The organism is Bacillus timonensis, assembly GCF_000285535.1.
GTDB lineage: Bacteria > Bacillota > Bacilli > Bacillales > Bacillaceae_L > Ferdinandcohnia > Ferdinandcohnia timonensis.
This window is the reverse complement of record NZ_HE610985.1, coordinates 485,815-508,915: the sequence shown is the minus strand read 5'-3', so window position 1 is coordinate 508,915 and position 23,101 is coordinate 485,815. Positions and strand designations below refer to the sequence as shown.

The following is a 23,101-nucleotide window of genomic DNA, read 5'->3' as shown; positions in this document are numbered from 1 at the left end:
TTCATTTTTGGAACCATCCTAACGAAATGGAGGTGAATAACATGGCTAATCGCAACCCAGTTGAATTTACAGGTAAAGTGTTAGATAAAAGAAATACCTTAACAGGTCCAGATGATGAAGGGAAAGTAGGACATCCAAAACGTCCCCAAAATGTACCGATAAAAAATGATAAATAAGAATGATAAAAAAGTGATTCACATGAATCACTTTTTTTTATGAAGAAGTTATTTGTCCGCCATTAACATGGATTGTTTGGCCAGTAACAAAACGGGAATCATCAGATGCAAGATACACATAGGCTGGGGCAAGTTCAAAAGGCTGAGCTTGTCGGTCCATCGGATTCCCTGCAAGCGGGACTTGGTCTGCAGAAAAGCTTGCTGGAATCAGTGGTGTCCAGACTCTGCCAGGAGCTACAGCATTCACACGAATCCCTTTTGAAACAACATTATTGGCAAGGGCACGAGTAAATCCTACGATTGCTGCTTTCGTCATCGAATAATCAATCAACTGCTCATTTCCGTAATAAGCAACAACGGAAGCTGTGTTGACAATGGAACTTCCTGCCTTTAAATGCTTCATCGCTGCTCTTGTCGTGTAAAAATAGGAATATACATTGACCTTGAAAGTATTATCGAACTGTTCATCTGATATATCAAGAAGGCTCAGTTGTTGGAATTGAATACCCACATGGTTTACAAGAATGTCAAGTTTACCAAATGTCTGAACCGTCTGCTCAACATTGTCAATGCATTTCTGTTTATTACGTAGGTCACCCGGTAAGAGTAAACAGCGTTGGCCTTGCTCTTCAATTATTGATTTTGTTCGATTCGCATCTTCGTGTTCATCTAAATATGAAATCGCTACATCTGCCCCCTCTTTTGCGAAGGCAATTGCGCAAGCAGCACCAATTCCACTATCACCACCCGTAATCAAGGCAACTTTCCCTTTTAGCTTTCCACTACCTTTATATTGGGGATTATCAATAATGGGTCTTGGTACCATTATGCTTTCGACACCAGGCTGCCGAAATTGACGCTGCTCAGGAACTGTTAGTGCGACATCCTTATACTGTGTAATTTTTCCGTAATTTGGATACATTGGATAGTTTTGATTTTGTCTATCTTCTTCTCTAGAACGAGACATAGGCAAACCTCCTAAAAAACTCAATTTGTTCTAGACTATGTCAGTTGAAGCATAACAGTGCCTTGACTGATTTTCTGTTAAAAAGGAGTACGGGCTCATCTTTGCGATACATTGAATAGACTAAACAGAGATTTTTATAAGGGGGATGAACTGATGAATTATTATTACAGTCCTGAAGTGAAATTTTTACTGATAAATGAAACAAAGGAACTTGTGGAAGTATCGTATCTTGATCAAAGCTTTGAGTTACCTCAAATTGGACCAAGACCACCTTACTATTACAATCCACGGTATGAACATTATTATCCTGTTATTTAAAAAAATTCAATATGGGGAATATAACTCTATAAAAGATTGGAGGAAATCCCCGTGATGGAAAATGAAGATGAAAAGGTACATTTAAATGCCAATCCCATTCGTGAACGGATGAAAAAGAAAAATCCAACAGATTTTAGTAGTTCATCACTACGAAGAATTGCCTTGACACAATTAAGTAGAAACGCTAAAAAACGTTAGGGTGTGCCCCTAACGTTAATCTTATACGAATGAAAATTGTAGATTTTCATATAGTTTTATATATTCTTTTGAAGAAGCCTCCCAGCTAAAGTCGAGCGTTAATGCTTTTTCAGAAAGCTCTCTCCATTTCTTTGGCTGGAAACGGTAAAACCAAATTGCACGTTCAATGGTATATAACATGTCATGTGCGTTGTAATTCGTAAAGCTAAATCCATTGCCATGTTCGGTGAACTCATTGTATGGTTGAACCGTGTCTTTTAGTCCACCTGTTTCTCTGACAAGTGGAAGTGTGCCGTAACGGTATGCAAGTAATTGGCCAATTCCGCATGGTTCAAACTGGGATGGCATTAAAAAGATATCGGAACCTGCGTATACTTTTCGAGAAAGAGCTTCATCAAAAAAGATATTCGCTGATACTTTCGTTGGGTATCTGCTTGCAAATTCGCGGAATGCATCCTCATAATGTCCCTCACCTGTCCCGAGTAAGACAAATTGTACATTTTGACTCATGATTTCTTCAAAAACATGTAAAACGAGGTCAATCCCCTTTTGTTCTACAAGTCGAGTAATCATGGAAATAACCGGGACTTCTTTGTTTACTGGAAGTCCAAGATGTTGCTGCAATGCTCGTTTATTTTCCATTTTACCTTCATACGTATCATAAAAGGTAAAAATAGCCTTGTCAGTAGCGGGATTATAATTTTCATCATCAATCCCATTTACAATTCCTTGTAATTCGAAATTACGTTTTTGTAAAAATCCATCCAACTGCTCCCCGTAATAGGCGGTTTGAATTTCATTTGCATAAGTTGGACTTACCGTCGTAATAGTGTCAGCAAAAGCTAAACCTGCTTTCATATAACTGACATTCCCATAAAACTCGACACCATCTATATGAAAATAACGCTCACTTACATCAAGTAATTCTCCTAATACAGATTTCGGGAATACACCTTGATAGCGCAAATTATGAATGGTAAAAACGGTTTTCATGTCTTTATAATCTGGATGGTTTTCATAATGTGCTTTTAATAAAAGAGGAATCGGTCCTGCTTGCCAGTCGTGACAATGAATGATGTCTGGCTTTTGCTCTAAATATGGGATTGCTTCCAGCACCGCTCTCGAGAAGAATGCAAACCGCTCCCCATCATCATAAAAACCATAGCTACCATACCGTTTAAAATAATATTCATTATCTAAAAAATAATAATTAATGCCGTTGTAAACTAATTTTTCAATCCCGCAATATTGTCTTCGCCACCCTAAGGGTACCTCAATAATGCGCTCTAAAACTAACTGTTCTTTGTATTTTTTTGCCAAATCACCATATTTCGGAAGGACCACATTTACATGGATACCTTCCTGTTGCAGGGCATTTGGTAAAGCTCCTATTACATCCCCTAGTCCGCCTGTTTTAATGAATGGTGCACATTCTGATGCTGCGAATAATACATTCATGATTTTCCCCCATTAGATGATATCTGCTTTTTTTATCACTGTTGGAGTAAACTCCCCAATGATAACTTTTTCAGATGTGATGTTTACTTGTTTATCTGTTATCACATTTTCAAGGTATGTTCCCTCATCAATAACGCTTTTTTGCATGATAATGCTGTTTTTTACAGTAGCCCCTTTCCGAATTTTTACACCCCGGAAGATAATGCTATTTTCAACCGTCCCTTCAATATCACTGCCGTTAGCAATTAATGAGTTGCTTACATTTGAGGTTGTTGAATATTTAACAGGTGGCTCATGCTTTGTTTTTGTATAAATCTCCCAGTTATCAAAGAAAAACTCCTTTGTAACCTGTGGGTTTAAGAATTCCATATTTGTTTTATAATAGCTTGAAATAGAATGAATAAATGGCATATACCCTTTAAAATGATAGCTGTTTACTTTTAGACGTTGTAAATTTGCTTTTACTACATCTCGAATAAAATTAAATTCCCCATTTTCATAGCATTTTGTAATGAGTTCAATTAATACTTTCTTGGAAAACACAAAAGTTTCCGTACAAACAGGGTCACCCTGGTTTGGAGATGTATAGAGTTCTAGATTAGTTAATGTATCTTCAGCATTTAAGATGCATTTGTGATAGATGGGTTTGTCGACAGGCTCCCCGTCATAGTCCTTATACACGACTGTAAGGTCTGCCCCACTCTCTCTATGGCATTTAATGACCTCATTAAAATTAATTTTGTAGACATGATGACCAGGTGATAATATCACAGTGTCTTCATGGGAACGCTGGAAAAATTCAAGGTGATCATAAAATTGCTGAACGTCACCAACAATACTTTTGTCTGGATGGACTGGAGGCAAAATAAACAATCCCCCATTTCGTCGATCAAGGTCCCACTCCTTCCCATTACCGAGATGATCCATGATTGAACGATATTTGTCCTTGGTGAAAACCCCTACTTTTTTAATTTGGGCGTTAATAAAATTGGACATGGTAAAGTCGATTAATCGATATCTTCCTCCGAATGGTACAGCTGCCAAACAACGATGCTGTGTTAACTCTTTTAAATATTGTTTATCATTAACTAAATTAATTACGCCAATTACTCGTTCCAATCTCAATCGCTCCTCGTGTAATATTTATTTACTTACCGTTAAAGGTCTTACACTGCTTTCATCTCCGACTAATGTAATGGCAGCGTCCGGGGCATCTGAACCAATATGTGCTCCATCTGGAATACATAAATCACTTGCGATAATGGCTTTGTGAATAGTCACATTTTTGCCAATTTGAACATTTGGCATGATAACAGAGTCTTTAATCCTCGAATTTTCTCCAACCTTTACATTGTAAGAGAGAACCGAATGGTCAACTGTTCCTTGTACAATACAGCCCTCATTAATCAGTGACTGAGCAATATCTGCCGCTGGTGATATATATTGTGGTGGATGAGTCGCGATTCCCGTAAAGAATGGCCAGCTAGGATCGTGTAAATCAAAGCCAGGAGCATCATCTAATAAGTCCATATGTGCTTCCCATAGACTTTCGATTGTACCAACATCCTTCCAATAACTATCAAACTGGTATGCATATAAAGTATTATTGTCTTCAAGTAATTTAGGGATAATGTCCTTCCCAAAATCGTTTGAAGAATGAAGGTTCAATTCGTCTTCGGTTAAATATTTTTTTAATAACTTCCATTTGAACAAGTAAATGCCCATTGACGCTAAATTGCTTTTTGGATTCGCAGGTTTTTCATCAAATTCAACAATTTTCTTTTCGTCATTTGTATTCATAATCCCAAAGCGACTTGCTTCTGCCCATGGTACTTCAATTACTGCAATTGTGGCTGCAGCATCTTTTTCCAAGTGGAAACGGAGCATCTTACTATAATCCATTTTGTAAATATGATCTCCAGATAAAATGAGGACATATTCCGGGTCATATTGCTCAATATAATGGATGTTCTGGTAGACTGCGTTGGCAGTTCCTTTGTACCAATCTCCACCATTCTTTCCGAGGTATGGCGGAAGGACGGTTACACCCCCATTGTTCCGGTCAAGATCCCAAGGACGCCCATTGCTTACATAATTATTGAGTACATGTGGGCGATATTGAGTAATGACACCAACAGTATCAATACCTGAATGAGTACAATTACTTAAAGGAAAATCAATAATTCGGTATTTTCCACCAAACGGAACAGCGGGTTTGGCAAGGGTTGTTGTTAATTCCCCCAATCTTGACCCTTGACCACCTGCTAATACAACTGCAATCCACTTCTTTGACCTCATTTTTTGACGACACCTCTTTTTCTCTTTTTTGTCTCTTTTCTATAGATACTAATTGCTAAAGGTGGAACTTTAATTGTCATGCTATAGGGTTGGTTATGTGCTGGTGTCTTATCAACGGTAATAGCAGCTGTGTTAATCTGACCAGATCCCCCAAATTCCACTGAATCACTATTAAATAATTCTATATAACTCCCAGTTGATGGGACACCAATACGATAATTGTCATAGACTTCTGTTGAAAAGTTACAAACGATGATTGAATAATCACCCTTGCGTTTTCCATGTCTCATAAATGTAATGACAGATTGCTCATGGTTATCTGGGTCAATCCATTCGAAGCCATCTTGTTCATGATCCTGCCTCCAAAGACTAGAATCCATAAGGTAAAAATGTTGAAGTTCTTTGAAATATGCCTGAAGCTTACTGTGAGAATCATAGTCTAGAAGCATCCAATCTAGTTCCTCCAGCTCTTTCCATTCGGAAAATTGGCCAAACTCGCCACCCATAAAGAGCAGTTTTTTTCCAGGATGGGTCATCAAGTATCCATATAGTAATCGTAGATTTGCAAACTTCTGCCAGTAATCACCGGGCATTTTATCTAAGAGGGATTTTTTCCCGTGAACAACATCATCATGTGAAAAAGGTAAAACAAAATTTTCTGAAAATGCATAGAAGAAGGAAAAGGTTAATAAATTATGATGATAACATCTGTCAGACGGGTGCAGACGCATGTATGTTAGAACGTCATTTACCCAGCCCATATTCCATTTATAATTAAAGCCTAATCCACCTTCAGAAGTTGGTGCAGTTACAAGAGGGTAATCAGTTGCTTCCTCTGCAATCATTAACACACCTGGATATCGTTTGAAAATGGCTTCATTGGCTTTTTTAATAAATTCGATTGCCTCCAAATTTTCTTCGCCACCAAATTGATTAAATAGCTTTTCTTGTTGCGGGTTGTCGTGGTTGAGGTAAATTAATGAAGATACGGCGTCGATTCGAAAGCCATCAATATGGTACATATCCATCCAAAAAACAAGATTTGATAATAAAAAACTATGAATCTCCATTTTTGTAAAATCAAAACTATACGTCCCCCATAATGGTCGGTCAGCTCGTTTTGAGTCAGTTGGCTCATAAAGAGGAGTTCCATCAAATTTGCCGAGTCCGTGCTCGTCACGGCAGAAATGTACAGGAACCCAATCAAGTATGACACCAATGCCTTTTTGATGACATTGATCCACAAAATACATAAAGTCTGAAGGACCACCATGTCTACTGGTTACCGAATAAAACCCTGTTATTTGGTAGCCCCATGACAAATCAAATGGATGCTCCATTATTGGCATCAATTCAATATGTGTAAACCCATGTTCAACAACATAATCAATCAATTCGTCGGCTAGCTCACGATATGTATAAAAGCTACCATCTTCTTTCTTTTTCCAAGAACCAGTATGTAATTCATAAATCAACATTGGATTATTGTACGAATCCGCTTTGTCGCGATTTTTTATCCATTTTTTATCATTCCATTTGTACTGGTCAAGTCTTGTTATTATGGATGCAGTATTAGGTCTTACTTCAGAAGAGAATGCGTAGGGATCAGCTTTTAATTTCTTATCACCATTTGCATTTGTGATTTCATATTTATAAAGATCACCTTCTTTTAGACCTGGGATAAATCCTACCCACACACCATGATTCGGAATCATTTTAAGGGGGTGTGAGCTACCTTCCCAATTATTAAAATCGCCAACGACTGAAACGGATTTGGCATGAGGTGCCCAAACGGAAAACCTTACACCTTCTTTACCTTGAAAGGACAAGACATGTGAACCAAGCATGTTATAACCTTCTAATAAGGTTCCTTCGTGAAATAAATATAAGTCGAATTCACTTGGCAAAAGTTCAGACTTTTTTTCACTGATTGAATTCAAGATGTTATCCTCCTTTTGTTATATGTAAAGAGAATATATGTAATACCAAAAACTTACGACGTTTGTATGAAATGATAAAAATAAGAATAAAACAATAGTCTGGTATTACTTTTTCACTTTACTATCTTAATTCGTCTCCATGCAGAAATATTCCTTTGGCGAATAATGTTTTTTATTGTCAAATAAGGTAGAATACACAGAAAATTGTTATTTTAATGAGAATATTTTTTATCAAAAATATGTAACCGTTTACAAAATAGTGTTGATTTATATAAGATTTTTACATTTTTGCCCAAAAATTTGATATTGCAAAATAATGTAAATTCGGGTACAGATACCTATTGTATTATTATCCTAGAAAAATTTGTGCACCATAATTCAAATGGTCTAGTAAAAACGAATATAAAAATGCAAAAAAGCTGCTTACGCAGCTTTTTAAGATATTTTTTGTTGTGCCATATCTTCAATCTTCGTGAGGAAAATATAGGACATTGCGACTGACCATGCTAATGGGGTGTTTCCATTTGGCCTATTTGTTCCACCTACATAGAGCTCAGGAACCTCCCAATTATCAGGCACGATACGCTTCGTTTTTTCTATATATTCACTGGCTTTATTAAATTGACCTAATTCAAGATAACAAAGACCTAGCCAAGGGAAACCAAAGCACCACTCTGCCTCACTTCCCTCATTATAATACTGATCGTTTTCATAGCGAATGACACCATATGTGCGCTCTAATTTTGAGGAAACGGTTTCAACAATCTTAATTGCAGTATCACGGTCAACAACTCGGTATGGGAATACAAGTGAAAGAAGTGCAAGGTCGGTATTTTTTGTTTCGCTTTCACGAGGTAATAAATTTCGGAGGGCTTCTTCCCCTTTTTTGATAAGGTCATCTTTTACATTGACCAAAATTTTTACCGCGTTTAAGCCAGCAACACAAGCACCTATACTTGAAGCGTGGACTTCCATGTTTTCTTCCCACATGCCATTGTCTTTTGCTTGCCAATATTGTAAGCATTCAAGATAGTCAACGAGCTTTTGAATAATTTCAATATCTTTTTTGTCACGGATTACCTTTTGTCCTAAGCGATACCCTTCACCAACACCCCATAAAAACGCGCCAATCGCATCATTTTGGGCATGCCCCCATTCAACAGGCATCTCCTTTAAATCTGTAGAATACCGTGAATGGATATATTCAAACAGATAAATTGGCTTCTTTTTCCGATGGATATCAATTTTCCATTCATAAGTCTTAAACATATCAAATAAAGCATGATAGGCCTTTGCATATCTCTCAGATGGTTCATTAATAAATGGCAGAACTGTATATACTATATCTCGAATCCACACATAGCTATAATCATTTGATAAACTTGCTGTATAAGCACCATTTGATAAACGCATACGGTCAAGAACCTGAATTGCTTTATTGGTATACATTTCGTATCACCCCATTAGCTTATTTACTATACATTCATTCTTGACAGAAATCATATTTATAAAACACACCTAATTTATTTAGGTCATTTACCAAATTAATAAATTAATTTTAATATTAATTTATATTCTATACTATGTAAGCAAAGCTAAAATGATAACAATTGTCTCCTTTTTGTGAGAAACGCCTACATTTTGTGCATGTCACGGCTCGACTTTTCTTGTTTCACGCAAAGTTTCACAAAAACGAAAAAGACCAAACCCGTTAATCTTGGATTTGGTCTTTTTCGTTTATTTATTTTTTATTAAAGATAGTGGAGATGATTTCGTCTGTTGTCATATCGCTGTTAATTTCGTATGTTCCAAGCTTTAAGTATTTAGCTACTCCTTTTTTCTCAACTAAATTTGCAAAATCCCAAGCATCGCCACTAATGATTTTAGCTGAAATAAGTGCTTTACCCACCTCATAGCTTGTCATACCTTCTGAAACAGTTATAGTCGTTTTATTGACAACTGGTTTAGCTGGTTCTTCTTTCTTTTCTTCCTTCACTTCTGGTTTTGCTTCTTCTTTTGGTTGCTCTGAAACTTTTTCATTTGATTTCTTGGCTTCAGCAACCGCGTTGTTCCACTCTTCTTCAGTGTGGACTACATACCCTTCTGCTGCAAGTAGGCTCTTTAGTTCTTCAACAGTTGGTTTTTCTTCAGCTTTTGTACTCGTTGCTTGTTGAGGTCCTGTAAAATATACGATTGCACATACCGCGGCAGCAAGTAAAAGCCCAGAAGCAAAGCTACTTAAAGTTTTAGCGGTCATTGGCAACAATTCTCCCTTCTTTTTGTTTTGTAAAAGGAGAAAGCATACCTTGTACTTCAATTTCACTTATATTTTTTTCGTTGGCGATACTTGATACAGAATATCCTCTCTTATATAGATCGAGCATATCACGGAGTAATTCATGTTGTTCCGAATCTGTTGTGTCAATCCCTACTTGGTTTTTCAGAATTTCAGTATCTAATTCTAGTTTTCTCATTTGTTGCTGTAACTTATTAATCTCTTCCATAAAACTTATTGAATATAGTTCAAGCTCACGTTGTTCAGCTTTTTTTGCCTTTTTCGTAAGTGCATAAGATAAAATGAGCAACACTGCTGCTACTCCAAATAATATGACTAACGCCCATTCCATCATTGGACATCATCCCTTTCAAAGCTTTTTGTCTTACAACAGACAATTATACAATGAAATAAGACAAATTTCGATTGTTTTCGATAAAATCCTTCCATGGTCAGTAGGAATGGAAGAATTTAACGAAGGAAAGGCAGGCTTTTCCCCCTTTTGACCTATGTACAATGGGCAATCTTTACAGACTTGAATGAAAAAGTAACCAATAATTACTAGTCTCTAAAAACTAAAAAGGATGCGTCATTTTCCATCATTTATAAACCTACATATTCAAACCAGTCAAAATAGGCTTTATTATCACTACTTGCGCCATTCGAACTCGCATATAAGCCTAACTCGGCACCTACAAATCCGCCGGCGACATCTGTACTTAAAATCCTCCCATCCACATTTTCTACAAGTAATTGATAACTCGTAGTGCTTTCTCCATAATAAAAATTATAGTCCTGACCATGTGCCTCTACCTTTAAATATAATGTAGATGCATCTATTGGCATTTCTTTTATTACTTTGTTTTCTCCACCTGCACATCGGACCAACCTGATTACCTTTTTATCCGCTACCTTTGAATATAAAAAGCTAAAGTGATACTCATTGCTCTGAAGCAACACGATACCCGCTGATTCGTTGTCCTTCTTCGGTGTAAACTCCATTACAGTAGAAGCCATGAAATTTATATGTTGTTGTCTTCTTCCAACGAAGCTAGGATTACCAAGCTCTGTTATCTTGTCAGGTCTTAGTGTTAAGGTTAAATAACCAGGGCGGTCTGATAAACTATAAAATTCTTCTTTTGGTGTCCGTATAAAATTCCATGCATAATCCAGTTTTGTGTTTTCGAAATGATCACAGGTAGAAGGTATTTGTGGCTTCACCTGAGGTAAGTCAGGTAGTTGATAAAACATTTCTAATTTACCAGTACCGGGACTCATAATCGGCCATCCATCTTCCCAAACAACTGGCATCAGAAACGTTTCCCTTCCAAGATTTCGGTAATATCCCCCATATGTACGTGATGCAAGTCCGACAGCCCACCACTCTCCATTTTGAGTTTCCACAAAATCACAGTGGCCAACGTTCACAACTGGATAATCTTTACCAAGATGTCTATGTGTTAGAATTGGGTTCCCTGGATTTCCAGCATAGGGACCCGTTACTCTTTCACTTCTTGCTATGGACGATGCATGGTGATGACCTGTCCCAGCTTCCGAGATTAACAGATAATAATAGCCATTTACCTTATATAAATGTGGACCTTCAGGCCATATGACGTCCCTTAACGCACCACGCCACAATCCAACGGGTTCTCCTACTAGCTGCTTTGTTTCTAAATCTAGTTCTTGCAACCATACTTCCCAGTTGCCACTATACTTTTCTCCTTCTGGTGCAGGCCTTGTACCGTGGTAGTAGACTTTTCCGTCATCATCAAAAAATAAAGAAGGATCAATACCAGGTGCATCCAAATAATAAGGATCAGACCAAGGTCCTGCTGGGTTTGTTGCTGTTACAAAAAAGTTACCACCTTTCCCAACATTTGTTGTGATCATATAAAAAACACCATCATGATAACGAATAGTTGGTGCATATATACCTTGTGACTGCCGTAGTCCATCTAGTGGAAGCTGGGATGGTCTATCCAATACATGTCCAAGCTGTTTCCAATTCACTAAATCTCTGCTATGGAAAATGGGAACGCCGGGATAATATGCGAACGAGGAAGTCACTAAATAATAGTCTTCACCTACTCGACAAATTGACGGATCAGGATAAAAGCCTGGCAATATTGGGTTATTAAATGATTTCATAATATTTTAACTCCTTTTTATCTTTTAATCTTCAATCTTAAATTTGTGAACTCTTACACTATATCTTCTACTATATTTTTCAGTGCTTGTACCGCAACGGCAAAACTCTTTGCTCCACCCTCTGGTAAATCATACCCTAGTGAACCGGGCTTAAGTAAGGAAAAATCTTTATAGTCCCATAAATGTGGTTCAAGTGACAAAAAGCCATGATATCCGTTATCATGTAATTTTTTCAGAATTTGTTTTACATTTCCGTCACCTTCTCCTGCAGGTACGACATGATGATCACTGTAAACTGCATCCTTGACATGAATATATTCAATATGATTTTGAAGTAAGTTATAGCCATCTGGATAATTTTTCACATTACATTGCACAAAATTCGCAAAGTCGAAAATCGCTTTAAAATGGTCACTATCCATTGTTTGTAAGAGATCCAAACATCTTTCAGGGGTATCTCCATAAATTCCTGATTCATTTTCGTGTAGTAGGATAACACCACTTCCATCTGCTACTTCAATAAAACTCCTCCACCGTCTCATCACTTCATCCCTGTATTTTCCAGGGTCTTCGCCTTTTGGTATGAAAAAACTAAACATCCTTATATACGTACAATCCATAATTTTAGCAATCTCCAAAGTATGCTTAAACAGATTTAGATGGAGGGCAAAATCATCGGTGATTTTAATCTTCCCTAATGGGGAACCGATTGCTGAAAGCTTAAAACCTCTAGCATCAATCCTTTTCTTTATTTCTTTAACTTCTTTTAATGAATAATCAATAAGATGTTTCCCATCCACACCTCTCATTTCAATATGTTTAATACCATGCTGTTCTAAAACATCCATTTGAGTATCTAAATTTTGATCTATTTCGTCGGCAAAAGCTGATATTATAAATTTACCCATCATTGTCAACCCTCTCTGAACTTCTGTCGAATATACCTGTATTTTATTACAAGCGTTTACATGCTTCTTTGACTTTATTGCTTAATACATTGCAAATATTGCTTTCTTTATCATGATGGATTAATGTAGACAGGGGAAGAAGATTGTATTTACAGATAAGGGATGATAGAGAATGAAACAACTTTTACATTACGAAACGAAAACGTTTGCTTTGGACCACACGGTTATTGAATCCCCCTATGACATAGATACGCACATCCATGATGGCTATGAACTTTACTACTATATCTCTGGTGATCTCACCTATTACATTGAAGGTCAAGCCTATGAACTATACCCAAATGACATTATCATCACAAATTCAAGAGAGCTTCATCGAATTGTTTTCAATTCCGATGTCCGATATGAAAGAAAGTTTATCCAATTCAGACCTGAATACATTACATCTTATCAAACAGAAGAATACAATTTGTTGAATTATATCGAGCATAGGAAATTAGGTTATTTTAATAAGATATCTGCAGAATATGTTCTAAAGTCAGGCATAAATAAACTGTGGGAAAAAATTGAAGAGGCTACTCTAGAGGATGCTCCTGAAAACCAAATATTGATGAAAACATATTTTGTACAATTGCTTATTAAGATTAATAAAATTTTTTCAGAATTTCATAATCCTTTGATAGAACGTCACCAATATGATTACAAAATCGTCAGCATATTGGACTTTATTAATAAAAATCTTGATAAAAAAATATCATTGGATTTGTTACAGGATACGTTTTTCGTTAACAAATATTATTTAAGTCATATCTTTAAAAGAAACACTGGTTTTACTATTATGGAGTATATAACCTATAAGCGAATCATGTGGGCAATGGAATTACTGTTATCTGGGATTACTGCACTTGATGTTGCGCATAGAACTGGATTTAGTGATTATTCCACCTTCTATAAGGCATTCAAAAAGATTACTGGCATTTCTCCTAGACAATATTGTAGCGCTTGAGCGAATAGTTATATTTTTAAAAGAGTGTTATCAATAATGCATGTCCTAGAAATAAAAAGAAGCCCCACAATCCTGTGAGGGCGATTTGAGTCAAAAAGGTAAAGAGATTATTCTTTAATAAATTCTTTTGTACTTCTAACCGTATCAATTGGTCGAACATAACTTTCTATGGCTTCACGCTTTGGCTCTAAAAATGGTGGTAATGAAAGCTTTTCTCCAAGTGTTTCATATGGTTCATCTCCCATAAAACCTGGACCGTCTGTAGCAAACTCAAATAGGATTCCAGGAGCTACTCTTGAGTAAAGCGATCCGAAGAAGAAACGATCAACAAAGCCAGAAGTTTGGAAACCAAATCCATGTAAATGCTTGTCCCATTCATCAAGAACTGATTTATCTTCTACGCGAAAAGCGGCATGATGGACTGTTCCATATCCTTGTTGTGCTGGTGGAAGAATCGTATTATTTTCTACGATTACTCGAGCTCCATTCCCACCTTCACCTACTTCAAACAAGTGGAAAGAACCTTCCGCATTCAATTCTTTAAAGTCTAATACTTTTTCAAGCATTTCTTTAAAGAAATCAAAATGTGCGGTACGAACAAATAATGGTCCTAGACCAGTAATTGCATATTCTAATGGAATTGGTCCTTTTTGCCAAGGTGTTCCAGCGGGAACGCCTTTGTTTTTTTCATCTGAGACTAATTGATATTGTTGGTCATCAAAATCGACGAATGATAAAGTTTTGACTCCGAATTGTTCTTTTGCACCAAAATGTTTAATATTTAGTCGGTCAAAACGTTTTACCCAATAATCAATAGCTGCATCAGTTGGAACACGGAAGGATGTTTTTGAAATTTCATTTGTTCCATGTACCCCTTTTGGAATCCCTGGAAAATCGAAAAAGGTCATATCGGTTCCTGGGCTGCCTGTATCATCTGCAAAAAACAAATGATATGTTTGTATATCATCTTGGTTAACTGTTTTCTTTACTAATCTCATCCCTAAAACATAAGTGAAAAATTCATAATTTTTTTCCGCACTACTTGTAATTGCAGTGACATGGTGAATACCCTTTAAGTTCCTCATTATTGTATGCCTCCAATTATCTGCCTTATCTTAAGTTTGTCCAAGACAGCTCATAAAATTGTCTTAAATTAATATATCTCTAATTCAAGATAATTATACTACGGAATAATATATGTGTCAAAAATAAGCCATAAATTTCTTTGTAAAAAAATGTCCTCACACAATGGTGAGGACTAGAAATGATTATTCACCTATCATCACCCGTAGAACATTTGGGCGATCGTTAAATGTTTTTGTACCTGCCCCATAACCAATGGCCGACACCTTCATTGATGGAAAGCTACAAAATTCGTCTGTGAGGACAGAAACAATTCCTGCTCCAGTTGGGGGTTGTTAGTTCAAAACGAATATCACTTTGTTCGATTGGAACTCCTTTTAAAATCTCAAGTGTTGCTGGTGCCGGTACTGGATAAATACCATGATCAATATGGATTTTTCCTGTACCCACCGGTACAGATGATGATTTAATGGTTTTGATTTCAAGTTGATGTAGTAAAATAGCCGTTCCCACAATATCAATGATTGAATCAACAGCACCAACCTCATGAAAATGTACCTTTTCTAATGGAAGTCCGTGAATAAGGCCTTCGGCTTCCCCAATTTTCTTAAAAATCTTAAGTGACATATCCTTTACTTCTGGCTCTAACTCAGAATCCTTAATCATCTTAACAATATCGTTATAGGCACGATGTGAATGGTGGTGATGTTCATGATCGTGACTATCGTGATGGTGGTCATGACTATGTTCGTGCGTATGTGCATGGTCATGGTCATGATCATGGCTATGATGTTCGTGGTGAGCATGTTCATGATTATGAGAATGTTTATGTTCGTGTTCGTGTTCGTGTTCATGTTCATGAGTATGTTCATGTTCATGATGTAGGTGACTATGGTCATGATCGTGATCGTGGTGATGATCATGTGAGTGCTTATTGCCATCAGTTTTTAAGATTACATCAAATTTTGTTGATGTAATTCCGTTTTTCACGACTTTTTTCCATTCTAATTTGTATTCATCTTCAAATTTCAGTTTCTTTAATTCTTCAACAAGTTTTTGAGGGTCAGCGCCTGCATCAAGCAGAGCGCCAATTACCATATCCCCACTAATTCCGGAAAAACAGTCAAAATAAAGTGTATTCATTTATATTAGTTCTCCTTTTGTGCGAGTTGATCAATTAAAACTGCGTTGTAAGCACCGCCAAAACCATTGTCAATATTTACTACACTTATTCCAGATGCACAGGAATTAAGCATTGTTAATAAAGCTGATAGTCCTTGAAAATTTGCACCATATCCTATACTTGTTGGAACAGCAATAATAGGATGGGAAACTAGTCCTCCAACTACACTTGGCAAGGCGCCTTCCATTCCAGCGACAACAACCGAGACATTTGCGTTACGAATTTCTTCAATATTATCAAGTAAACGATGAATGCCAGCAACTCCTACATCATAAAAACGACGAATATCGCTACCTAATACTTCTGCTGTGATAGCAGCTTCTTCAGCAACCCTTAAATCAGATGTTCCTGCACAAACAATAGCTACATAGCCATTTCTTTGTTTGCCTTTTTTCGTTTTGTCTGTCCAGTATAAAAGTTGTGCTGTTTCATTGTACACAAACTCCGGATTTGATTGTAAAATAAAATCTGCTTTGTCTAGTGAGATTCTCGTAACAAGGACATTGTCTCCACGTTCCTTAATTACTTTAATAATCGATTGGATTTGTTCTTTCGTCTTACCCTCACCAAAAACAATTTCCGGAAAGCCTTGTCTGTTTTTTCGATGATGGTCAATTTTTGCAAATCCTAAATTCTCATATGTAGCTAGCTGTTTCTTTGCATCCGCTATGCTTAACGTTCCTTGCTTCACTTGTTTTAAAATTTCTTCTACCATGTTTCACACACCTTAATCGATTTGGAATCGATGTATAGCCTTTAGCGCCAGTAGTAAACTGACGCTAAAATTTTTTAGAAATGCTTGATAATATCTTTTTCAATTGCGACATATTTTTCATAAATCGCTTTATAATTTTCATGGGTTTCCATATTTGGAACAACAGGATCTCCCATCGGAATATTGTTCTTAATTTCTTCAAAGGAATTCACTTTGCCAATGCCAACTAGGGCCGTCCAAGCTGCACCCCATGCTGCACTATGATGAGTTTCTGGGACATAAACCTCTTTACCAAAAACATCAGCGAGCATTTGAAGCCATAAGGATGAACGTGCCAAACCACCGTTAACATACAGTTTTTCTGTTTCTCCAGCTTGTTTTTCAAGTGCTTTCCCGATTTGGTATAGATTAAATGTAATTCCTTCTAAAACAGCACGAACAAAATGTTCTGTTTTATGAGTAACAGACATTCCAAAGAAATTTCCACGAGCTTGCTGGTTCCATAATGGTGCTCTTTCCCCATTTATATAGGGATGGAAAAATAAACCGTCCGCACCAGGTGTTACTTTGGCAGCTTCTGCAGTAAAATGATCAAAGCTTTCTTGATAATTAAGAGTCTCTTTTAGCCATTGGAGTGCAATACCGCCATTATTTGTTGGTCCACCTACAATAAAATACTCTTCAGAAAAAGCATAACAGAATGTTTCATGTTCTTTATTTGATTGGAACCCTTTTGTAAATTGACGAATCGCTCCGCTTGTACCAACAGTTACCGCCACTTCCCCTGGAGAGATGGCACCAATTCCTAAATTCGCAAACTGACCATCAGCCGCTCCGATGATAAATGGCATTTCACTTGAAATCCCCATTTCATCTGCTATGGTTGGATTGATTTCGGTTAACTGATATGTTGGTGGTACGATTTTTGAAAGCATGTCCTCAGTAATGCCTGCTTTTTTAAGAACATCTTTATCCCATTGAAATGTATTTCCGTTAAACATTCCAGTTGCAGATGCCATGGAATAATCAATTACGCGTTGATTAAACCATTTTAAAAGCAAATACTCTTTAATAGATAAAAAATAACTTGATTGGTTATATGGGATATATTCAATTTCTTTCATCCAAATGAGCTTTGCTAAAGGTGACATCGGATGAATTGGCATACCTGTTCTTGAAAAAATTTCTAGACCATCTGATTCCATAAGTTCATTCGCTTGTTTTGTACTTCTACCGTCAGCCCAAATCAATGCTTGGGAAAGAGCTTCTCCATTATCCCCCATACAAATGATGGAATGCATCGCAGCTGAAATACCCAAGCTAATAATTTGATCTTTGTTAACATTCGCTTGTTGAATGGCCATATTGATTGCTTTTACAGCAGAGCGCTCAATTTCATCAGGGTCTTGCTCAACCCATCCTTGCTTAGGGTAGTATGAGGTAACTAGATCCTCAGCTTCGGCAACTACCTTACCCTCTAAAGTAAAGATAACTGCTTTTGCACTGGTTGTCCCAAGATCGAGACCAATTACGTACTCATGTGACATACCTACATCTTCCTTTACACATTCTTGAGGATGTTCAAAAAATCCGGTGAAAATTTTGAACACGCACTTCTTTCGTATTTTCGTTAGTTTGTGATTTAATGTTACCATATTATTCTTTCCAAAGAAAAAGCTTTGGAAAGACTCCAAAGCCTTAAGAAAGTACTTTATTCATACTTCCACTCTTATAACCTACTAAATCTAGTGTTATATATTTGAAGCCAATAGTATTTAATTCTTTTGTGATGGCTTCATGATTTTCTAGGACAATTTTCATATCGTTAGGTTCAACCTCAATCCGTGCAATATCTTGATGTGTACGAACACGAACCTGACGAATCTGTAGAGTTTTAAGGAATTCTTCTGCTCTTTCAACTTTTGTTAGTTTTTCAATTGTGATTTTTTCACCATAAGCAATCCGTGAAGATAGACAAGCAAATGACGGTTTATTCCAAGTTGGTAAATCGAATTCTCGCGACAATTCTCGAATTTCATCTTTAAAAAGATTTGCCTCCTGAAGTGGCCCGCGAATACCTTTTTCCTTTGCGGCCTTCATACCTGGACGGAATTCATTCATATCATCTGCAATAACACCGTACACAACATTGTGATAGCCTTCACGTTCCATAACGGGAAGTAAATGATCAAAAAGACTGCTTTTACAGAAATAACAACGATTTCGGTCATTTTCAGTATAACCTGGAATGGCAAGCTCCGATGTTTCAATCACACGATGATGAGCACCGATGTGTTTTGCTAGAATTTGAGCTTCCTTAAGCTCAGTTGAGGGATATGTTTCCGAATCAGCTGTGACTGCTAAAACATTTTCCTTTCCTAGCGTGTCGACAGCGACCTTAAGTAAAAATGTACTATCAACACCACCAGAAAATGCAACAACAACAGATTCCATCTCTCGGAGAATTGACACAAGCTTTTGATATTTTTCATCGATCATTGTCTTCTCCCCCTCTCTCCTGCATTTAATATTTTGATTTCTCTCTATTTTATTTATATCATTTCATGAACAAGAAAAGAAGTGTTAAATCAAATACGCATTCGCGTATTTGATCTCCCACTTTTATCAATTTAGATTGTCATGCTTCCGAATCCGCCGTCAACACGTATGAATGTACCAGTTACAAAGCTAGAAGCGTTTTCTGATGCTAGGAATACAGCTGCACCTTTTAGCTCATCAGGGTTACCGAAACGGTTCATTGGAGTATGCCCCATGATTGATGCAACACGCTCTTCACTTAAGATTTTACGGTTTTGCTCTGCTGGGAAGAATCCTGGAATGATTGCATTAACACGGATTCCATGAGGAGCAAATTCTCTAGCTAAGAACTGAGTCATGCTATTTACACCAGCTTTTGAAACTGAGTATGTAAATACTTTAGATAATGGTGTTGTAGAAGATACAGATGAAATGTTAATAATGCTTCCTTTGCGCTCTTTATCAATCATTTTCTTTGCGAAAATTTGTGTAGCAATAACATACCCTTTAAGGTTTACATCCATGATTTTGTCGTACTCGTCCATGTCAAGCTCAAAGAATGGAGTTGGACTGTTCATCCCAGGAGCATTTAATAGGATGTCAATGCTGCCAGACCAAGCTTCGATTTCTTGAGCAGCATTTTCAAGTGATTCACGAGAAAGAACGTCGGCTGTGAATGCTTTTGCAACTCCGCCTTCTGCTTCAATTTCTTTTACGACAGCTTCTGCTTTTTCAAGATTACGTCCAACGATTGCTACTTTCGCACCTTGTTCAGCGAATCCTTTGCAAATAGAAGATCCAAGTACACTATTTCCACCGATTGCTACAGCAGTTTTTCCAGTTAAGTCAAATAATTTAGTCATGTCTATTCCCCTTTTTTGTATGTGATTAGGTCTTATTCTGTCAAAGATGTTATTCAGTCGGGGTTAGAACCCTGACTGAATATGGTTGAATGAATTTATAATAAGTTTCCGTTTTCATCGAAGTCAAATTCGTAAGGTTCAGAAATTAGTTCAATGTTTGGATGTTCCTTAACGTATTCTAACAAGGCTTCTGATACTTCGATTTCACTCACATGCAATGTATCTTTAATTCGAACCATTTTCACAGTTGAAAAATCTAAGATATTACATGTTTTAATTGCTGCTTGGATTGCTTCTTTATCGTTTGGAAGTGTTGTTGCAATTTTTGTAGGTGCAACAACAGTTGAAGTTAATCCATTTGCATACGTGAATTCGAGATCCATTTTGTCCACAAGACGTTGTGTCGTGAAATCAGCTGTCCCTACTCCGTTTGCATTACCTTCGGTTTCTGGAGTGAGATTAAGAACAACCATTTTGTTCACTTCAGGACCACCGTGTGCATATGGGGTTGGGTATCGACCTGTAATATTAGGATCCATGCCGTCACCACTGATATTTTTACCAATTTGATCAATAACAAGAACATCAATTTGGTCAAAGAATAGCTTTGGTAGTAATTGTTTCGCTTGAGCTTGAAGTTCAGGTTCTTTTTCAATAACCTCATTTTGTAACATAACTTCAATTCTAGCTACTTTATCAAAGGCGTTTTCAACAGTTGCCACACCAAATAGAAATGGAGTCTTTTCCATGATCATTCGTGCCATGGCTGGAACATTTTCTGCCATGTATTTAAAACCTAATTGATGGCAGGCTTCTGCTCCTTTTTGTTTACCAAGACCTATGCTAATCATTTTTTGAATGCCACTTTCTACAGGACCGCGGAAAGCAGTATGTGGTTTTACACGGTTAATAACAACTATTCCGTCAGCCTTTGAAGCGAATTTATCGATATATACAGGTAGACCGTTTGGTAATTCGCCTAGCTTTACAACTTCCATTGAAGAACGGATTTCACAGCCAACGCTTTCTTCTGTTACCCCAAGATGTTTGAGCACTTCTCGCTGACCTTCACCTGTTGCACCACCATGACTACCCATACTAGGTACGATAAAAGGTGTACCACCTTGATCTTTAATTAATTGAACAGTGGTTTTAGTAATGTCAACTAAAGCATCGATTCCACGACTTCCTACTGCAATCGCAATTTCCATACCTGGTTTAATAGTTTGTTTTACTTCTTCACGTTGTAATTTGTTTGTTAAATCTTCAACAAGGTTTTCAACTTTTGAATCATCAAAATGTTGTTTGATTTTAACCATTTTTGGAACAGGAATGTCCCGTAATAACTCCTGGAGAATACCCATGATTAGTCGCCCTCCTAATTAGCGTAAACATTTATAGGAATAGTTTACGTATTTTTCAAAACGATGTTTCAAACATATAGAAAAAATACGCCGGTATGTAATCCCTTTCATCAAGGGATGAATTTGTACAAAACAAAAGCAGGGGTTTCAATGTTGAAACCCCAACAATGATTTATTCCATCCAGTTAGTATGGAAAATACCTTCTTTGTCAACACGTTGGTAAGTATGAGCACCAAAGTAATCACGTTGTGCTTGAAGAAGATTCGCTGGTAATGTTTCAGTACGGTAGCTATCGTAGTACGCAATAGCACTTGAGAAACATGGAACTGGAATTCCTTTTTCAACAGCAACTGAAATTACTTTACGTAATGAAGATTGGTAACCTTCTGCAATTTCCTTGAAGTAAGGGTCTAATAATAGGTTTGCTAATTGTCCGTCACGGTCATATGCATCTTTGATTTTTTGTAGGAATTGTGCACGAATAATACATCCACCACGGAAAATCATTGCGATTTCACCATAGTTTAAATTCCAGTCATATTCTTCAGACGCGACACGCATTTGAGCAAAACCTTGTGCGTAAGAAATAATTTTACTTAAGTAAAGTGCTTTACGTACTGCTTCAATAAGTTCTTGCTTATCTCCGTTAAATCCTTCTGCAGATGGACCAGAAAGAACTTGGCTCGCTTTTACACGCTCGTCCTTCATTGCTGAGATAAAACGAGCAAATACAGATTCAGTAATAATTGGTAGTGGAACACCTAAATCAAGTGCATTTTGGCTAGTCCATTTACCAGTACCTTTTTGACCAGCAGTATCAAGAATTACATCAACAAGTGGTTTACCTGTTTCTTCATCTTTTTTCTTGAAGATATCAGCAGTAATTTCAATTAAATAGCTGTCAAGTTCCCCTTTGTTCCATTCAGCAAATACTTCGTGAAGTTCGTCCGTGCTTAAACCTAGAACATTCTTAAGGATGAAATATGCTTCACAGATTAATTGCATATCTCCATATTCAATACCGTTGTGTACCATTTTTACGTAATGGCCGGCACCATTTGGTCCGATATACGTACAACATGGATCACCAGATACCTTTGCAGAAATTGCCGTTAAGATTGGTTCAACAAGTTCATATGCTTCTTTTTGTCCACCAGGCATGATTGAAGGACCTTTTAATGCCCCCTCTTCACCACCAGATACACCTGTTCCGATAAAGTGGATACCAGTAGATTCTAATTCTTTGTTACGACGGATTGTATCTTGGAAGAATGTATTACCACCATCAATTAGGATATCATTTTCTTCAAGAAAAGGTTTTAAAGAATCAATGGTAGCATCTGTTGCTGGACCAGCTTTTACCATTAATAAGATTTTGCGTGGCTTTTCAAGAGAGTTTACAAATTCTTCAATTGTTTTGGCACCAACAAAATTTTTGCCAACTGCTTCATTTTGTAAAAACTCTTCAGTTTTTTCATAGGAACGGTTAAATACAGCTACAGAATATCCTCTGCTCTCTATGTTTAACGCTAAATTTTTACCCATTACTGCTAATCCAACTACACCAATTTGTTGCTTAGACATAAGATCATACCTTTCCAGTTATGTATTATTTTAAGAAAACAAATCATGATATTATTTTGCGTATCTTTTAAAATG

The 23,101-nt window shown here is 36.9% G+C and carries 23 protein-coding genes; 4 read left to right on the top strand and 19 right to left on the bottom strand.

Annotation, left to right across the window (positions count from 1 at the left end):
- The first annotated feature begins 41 nt into the window (after window positions 1-41).
- Complete coding sequence (locus BTHG_RS27610) at window positions 42-176, top strand: hypothetical protein (RefSeq protein ID WP_269719482.1); 135 nt, start codon at window positions 42-44, stop codon at window positions 174-176.
- A 37-nt stretch (window positions 177-213) separates the two neighbouring features.
- On the opposite strand, the gene BTHG_RS02830 is transcribed toward BTHG_RS27610, so the two are convergent.
- Window positions 214-1,143 carry an SDR family oxidoreductase gene (locus tag BTHG_RS02830; RefSeq protein ID WP_010282086.1) on the bottom strand — a complete coding sequence of 310 codons (930 nt, stop codon included), beginning with the start codon at window positions 1,141-1,143 and terminating at the stop codon, window positions 214-216.
- Window positions 1,144-1,296: 153 nt separating this feature from the next.
- On the opposite strand from BTHG_RS02830, the gene BTHG_RS26645 reads away from it, so the two are divergent.
- Window positions 1,297-1,461 carry a hypothetical protein gene (locus BTHG_RS26645; RefSeq protein ID WP_010282083.1) on the top strand — a complete coding sequence of 55 codons (165 nt, stop codon included), beginning with the start codon at window positions 1,297-1,299 and terminating at the stop codon, window positions 1,459-1,461.
- A gap of 51 nt (window positions 1,462-1,512) precedes the next feature.
- Window positions 1,513-1,659: a hypothetical protein gene (locus BTHG_RS26640; protein ID WP_157256109.1), complete on the top strand. Its 147-nt coding sequence runs from the start codon at window positions 1,513-1,515 to the stop codon at window positions 1,657-1,659.
- A 21-nt stretch (window positions 1,660-1,680) separates the two neighbouring features.
- On the opposite strand, the gene glgA is transcribed toward BTHG_RS26640, so the two are convergent.
- The 9 genes from glgA to BTHG_RS02775 form a co-directional block, all read right to left on the bottom strand.
- Window positions 1,681-3,117, bottom strand: coding sequence for a glycogen synthase GlgA (gene glgA / locus BTHG_RS02815; protein ID WP_010282081.1), 1,437 nt, complete (start codon window positions 3,115-3,117; stop codon window positions 1,681-1,683).
- Between the two features lie 12 nt (window positions 3,118-3,129).
- A complete protein-coding gene (gene glgD, locus BTHG_RS02810) occupies window positions 3,130-4,236 on the bottom strand; it encodes a glucose-1-phosphate adenylyltransferase subunit GlgD (RefSeq protein WP_010282079.1) in 1,107 nt (368 codons plus the stop codon).
- Between the two features lie 24 nt (window positions 4,237-4,260).
- Complete coding sequence (locus tag BTHG_RS02805; protein ID WP_010282071.1) at window positions 4,261-5,415, bottom strand: glucose-1-phosphate adenylyltransferase; 1,155 nt, start codon at window positions 5,413-5,415, stop codon at window positions 4,261-4,263.
- Window positions 5,412-7,355 carry a 1,4-alpha-glucan branching protein GlgB gene (glgB, locus tag BTHG_RS02800; RefSeq protein WP_010282068.1) on the bottom strand — a complete coding sequence of 648 codons (1,944 nt, stop codon included), beginning with the start codon at window positions 7,353-7,355 and terminating at the stop codon, window positions 5,412-5,414. The genes BTHG_RS02805 and glgB overlap by 4 nt, the downstream gene beginning before the upstream one ends.
- Window positions 7,356-7,790: 435 nt before the next feature.
- Window positions 7,791-8,804 (bottom strand): glycoside hydrolase family 15 protein, encoded by a 1,014-nt coding sequence (locus BTHG_RS02795; protein WP_010282065.1) that lies wholly within the window; start codon window positions 8,802-8,804, stop codon window positions 7,791-7,793.
- 292 nt (window positions 8,805-9,096) lie between these two features.
- A complete protein-coding gene (locus tag BTHG_RS02790) occupies window positions 9,097-9,612 on the bottom strand; it encodes a hypothetical protein (RefSeq protein ID WP_010282062.1) in 516 nt (171 codons plus the stop codon).
- On the bottom strand, window positions 9,602-9,985 hold the full coding sequence (locus BTHG_RS02785; RefSeq protein WP_052307729.1) for a hypothetical protein: 384 nt from the start codon (window positions 9,983-9,985) through the stop codon (window positions 9,602-9,604). The genes BTHG_RS02790 and BTHG_RS02785 overlap by 11 nt, the downstream gene beginning before the upstream one ends.
- A 248-nt stretch (window positions 9,986-10,233) precedes the next feature.
- Complete coding sequence (locus BTHG_RS02780) at window positions 10,234-11,781, bottom strand: glycoside hydrolase family 43 protein (RefSeq protein WP_010282058.1); 1,548 nt, start codon at window positions 11,779-11,781, stop codon at window positions 10,234-10,236.
- A 53-nt stretch (window positions 11,782-11,834) separates the two neighbouring features.
- Entirely contained in the window at window positions 11,835-12,692 is an 858-nt protein-coding gene (locus BTHG_RS02775) for a sugar phosphate isomerase/epimerase family protein (protein WP_232284416.1), read from the bottom strand.
- A gap of 169 nt (window positions 12,693-12,861) precedes the next feature.
- Here BTHG_RS02775 and BTHG_RS02770 point away from each other — a divergent pair, with 169 nt between their 5' ends.
- A complete protein-coding gene (locus tag BTHG_RS02770) occupies window positions 12,862-13,695 on the top strand; it encodes an AraC family transcriptional regulator (protein WP_010282056.1) in 834 nt (277 codons plus the stop codon).
- Between the two features lie 107 nt (window positions 13,696-13,802).
- Here the strand turns inward: BTHG_RS02770 and BTHG_RS02765 are convergent, their stop codons facing one another.
- The 9 genes from BTHG_RS02765 to gndA form a co-directional block, all read right to left on the bottom strand.
- Window positions 13,803-14,780 (bottom strand): ring-cleaving dioxygenase, encoded by a 978-nt coding sequence (locus BTHG_RS02765; protein ID WP_010282055.1) that lies wholly within the window; start codon window positions 14,778-14,780, stop codon window positions 13,803-13,805.
- Window positions 14,781-14,963: 183 nt separating this feature from the next.
- A complete protein-coding gene (larC, locus tag BTHG_RS27785) occupies window positions 14,964-15,050 on the bottom strand; it encodes a nickel insertion protein (RefSeq protein ID WP_332306425.1) in 87 nt (28 codons plus the stop codon).
- A gap of 10 nt (window positions 15,051-15,060) precedes the next feature.
- Entirely contained in the window at window positions 15,061-15,921 is an 861-nt protein-coding gene (gene larC, locus BTHG_RS24145) for a nickel pincer cofactor biosynthesis protein LarC (protein WP_010282054.1), read from the bottom strand.
- 5 nt (window positions 15,922-15,926) lie between these two features.
- Window positions 15,927-16,676, bottom strand: a complete 750-nt coding sequence (gene larB / locus BTHG_RS02755) for a nickel pincer cofactor biosynthesis protein LarB (protein ID WP_010282053.1) — start codon at window positions 16,674-16,676, stop codon at window positions 15,927-15,929.
- A 74-nt stretch (window positions 16,677-16,750) separates the two neighbouring features.
- Window positions 16,751-18,223, bottom strand: coding sequence for a gluconokinase (locus BTHG_RS02750; RefSeq protein WP_026021667.1), 1,473 nt, complete (start codon window positions 18,221-18,223; stop codon window positions 16,751-16,753).
- Between the two features lie 151 nt (window positions 18,224-18,374).
- Entirely contained in the window at window positions 18,375-19,175 is an 801-nt protein-coding gene (gene larE / locus BTHG_RS02745; protein WP_010282050.1) for an ATP-dependent sacrificial sulfur transferase LarE, read from the bottom strand.
- Between the two features lie 131 nt (window positions 19,176-19,306).
- A complete protein-coding gene (locus BTHG_RS02740) occupies window positions 19,307-20,077 on the bottom strand; it encodes an SDR family oxidoreductase (RefSeq protein WP_010282048.1) in 771 nt (256 codons plus the stop codon).
- 95 nt (window positions 20,078-20,172) lie between these two features.
- Window positions 20,173-21,441, bottom strand: coding sequence for a nickel pincer cofactor-dependent isomerase, group 22 (locus BTHG_RS02735; protein ID WP_010282047.1), 1,269 nt, complete (start codon window positions 21,439-21,441; stop codon window positions 20,173-20,175).
- A 172-nt stretch (window positions 21,442-21,613) separates the two neighbouring features.
- A complete protein-coding gene (gene gndA / locus BTHG_RS02730) occupies window positions 21,614-23,026 on the bottom strand; it encodes an NADP-dependent phosphogluconate dehydrogenase (RefSeq protein WP_010282045.1) in 1,413 nt (470 codons plus the stop codon).
- Between the last annotated feature and the right edge of the window lie 75 nt (window positions 23,027-23,101).

Coding starts and splice junctions, on each gene's coding strand:
- BTHG_RS02765 (WP_010282055.1), bottom strand. CDS start 14,780: ATGAGGAACTTAAAGGGTATTCACCATGTCACTGCAATTACAAGTAGT.
- BTHG_RS02795 (WP_010282065.1), bottom strand. CDS start 8,804: ATGTATACCAATAAAGCAATTCAGGTTCTTGACCGTATGCGTTTATCA.
- BTHG_RS02790 (WP_010282062.1), bottom strand. CDS start 9,612: ATGACCGCTAAAACTTTAAGTAGCTTTGCTTCTGGGCTTTTACTTGCT.
- larB (WP_010282053.1), bottom strand. CDS start 16,676: ATGGTAGAAGAAATTTTAAAACAAGTGAAGCAAGGAACGTTAAGCATA.
- BTHG_RS02750 (WP_026021667.1), bottom strand. CDS start 18,223: ATGTCACATGAGTACGTAATTGGTCTCGATCTTGGGACAACCAGTGCA.
- larE (WP_010282050.1), bottom strand. CDS start 19,175: ATGATCGATGAAAAATATCAAAAGCTTGTGTCAATTCTCCGAGAGATG.
- BTHG_RS02770 (WP_010282056.1), top strand. CDS start 12,862: ATGAAACAACTTTTACATTACGAAACGAAAACGTTTGCTTTGGACCAC.
- BTHG_RS02785 (WP_052307729.1), bottom strand. CDS start 9,985: ATGATGGAATGGGCGTTAGTCATATTATTTGGAGTAGCAGCAGTGTTG.
- BTHG_RS02775 (WP_232284416.1), bottom strand. CDS start 12,692: ATGATGGGTAAATTTATAATATCAGCTTTTGCCGACGAAATAGATCAA.
- BTHG_RS26645 (WP_010282083.1), top strand. CDS start 1,297: ATGAATTATTATTACAGTCCTGAAGTGAAATTTTTACTGATAAATGAA.
- BTHG_RS27610 (WP_269719482.1), top strand. CDS start 42: ATGGCTAATCGCAACCCAGTTGAATTTACAGGTAAAGTGTTAGATAAA.
- BTHG_RS02735 (WP_010282047.1), bottom strand. CDS start 21,441: ATGGGTATTCTCCAGGAGTTATTACGGGACATTCCTGTTCCAAAAATG.
- BTHG_RS02780 (WP_010282058.1), bottom strand. CDS start 11,781: ATGAAATCATTTAATAACCCAATATTGCCAGGCTTTTATCCTGATCCG.
- gndA (WP_010282045.1), bottom strand. CDS start 23,026: ATGTCTAAGCAACAAATTGGTGTAGTTGGATTAGCAGTAATGGGTAAA.
- larC (WP_332306425.1), bottom strand. CDS start 15,050: ATGAAGGTGTCGGCCATTGGTTATGGGGCAGGTACAAAAACATTTAAC.
- glgA (WP_010282081.1), bottom strand. CDS start 3,117: ATGAATGTATTATTCGCAGCATCAGAATGTGCACCATTCATTAAAACA.
- BTHG_RS02830 (WP_010282086.1), bottom strand. CDS start 1,143: ATGTCTCGTTCTAGAGAAGAAGATAGACAAAATCAAAACTATCCAATG.
- BTHG_RS02740 (WP_010282048.1), bottom strand. CDS start 20,077: ATGACTAAATTATTTGACTTAACTGGAAAAACTGCTGTAGCAATCGGT.
- larC (WP_010282054.1), bottom strand. CDS start 15,921: ATGAATACACTTTATTTTGACTGTTTTTCCGGAATTAGTGGGGATATG.
- BTHG_RS02805 (WP_010282071.1), bottom strand. CDS start 5,415: ATGAGGTCAAAGAAGTGGATTGCAGTTGTATTAGCAGGTGGTCAAGGG.